2 pseudogenes are annotated in these 1,230 nt (G+C 75.3%); both read left to right on the top strand.

The features are described from left to right. Nucleotides 1-628: pseudogene (locus AWZ10_RS27385) on the top strand (VWA domain-containing protein); the annotation flags it as partial. Then, nucleotides 625-1,230 (top strand): annotated as a pseudogene (locus tag AWZ10_RS53945) (SWIM zinc finger family protein); the annotation flags it as partial. The pseudogenes AWZ10_RS27385 and AWZ10_RS53945, both read left to right, overlap by 4 nt.

Below are 1,230 nucleotides of genomic sequence, written 5' to 3'. Positions count from 1 at the left end.
GACCTGCCCCGCACGCTGCGGGCCAATCTGGCCCACGCGCGCCGCACGGCGGACGGCGGACGGCCGGACCGTGGTCGTGCCGGAGCGGCCGGTGTTCAGCACCCGGTCCCGCAGGGAGGCGGACTGGCGGCTGGTCCTCGTCGTCGACGTGTCCGGGTCGATGGAGGCCTCCGTCATCTGGTCGGCGCTGACCGCCGCCGTCCTCGGCGGGGTGCCCACGCTGTCGACGCACTTCCTGGCGTTCTCGACCGACGTGATCGATCTGACGGACCGGGTGGACGACCCGCTGTCCCTGCTCCTCGAGGTACGGGTCGGCGGCGGCACCCACATCGCGGCGGGGCTGGCCCATGCCCGTTCCCTGGTGACCGTGCCCAGCCGGACCCTCGTGGTGGTGGTGAGCGACTTCGAGGAGGGTTACCCGCTGGGCGGGCTCCTCGGCGAGGTACGGGCGCTCGCGGGTTCCGGGGTGCACCTGATGGGCTGTGCCGCCCTGGACGACACCGGCACCCCGCGCTATTCGGTGCCTGTCGCCCAGCAGCTCGTCGCGGCCGGGATGCCGGTCGCCGCCCTCAGTCCCCTCGCCCTCGCCCGCTGGGTGGGCGACCGCCTCCGCGGAGAGAACCGATGAACGCCGAACTGCCCCCGGCGGCGCCCGACGTGGTGGCCGCCGCCGTCGAGAGCCTGACCTCACGGCTGCGCAAGAAGCTGGACGCCGCCATCGAGACGTACGCGGCCGTGCCCGTCACGATCGACGGCGGTGCCCTGCGCGTCCGGTGCGGCGAGGACGCCGAAGTGACGCTCACGCCCGGCCCCTCGGGCGCGGTGACCGACGCCGAGCGAGCGGTGTGCAGTTGCCTGCTCGCACCGCGCTGTCTGCACCGCGCCGCCGTCCTGAGCGCCTGCCCGGTGGCCGACGCCGAGTCGACGGCCGACGCGGAGACGGCACTCGCGCCGTCCGGCACGGCAACGGGCCTCCGCACAGGTCGAGGTGAGGCCCTCTCGAACGGCGGCCCGCAGGCCGCAGGCGCGACCGACGCACCGGCACCCGGTGGACCCGTCGAATCCGCCCTACCCGCCGTACCCGTCGATGGCACGAGTCGACCCGACGCCGTCGAAGCTGCCGGAGCCACGGGACCGACCGCCGCCGAAACCACCAACGGCGTCGGCGGAACCAGCGGCTCCGCAGACCTCGACGGGGCCGAGGCCCCCACCCCCGCCCCGGCCGCCGCC

It is taken from the genome of Streptomyces europaeiscabiei, from assembly GCF_001550375.1.
In the GTDB taxonomy this organism is placed as follows: domain Bacteria; phylum Actinomycetota; class Actinomycetes; order Streptomycetales; family Streptomycetaceae; genus Streptomyces; species Streptomyces europaeiscabiei.
The sequence above is the reverse complement of the archived record's forward strand: the minus strand, read 5'-3'. Positions and strand labels throughout refer to the sequence as shown.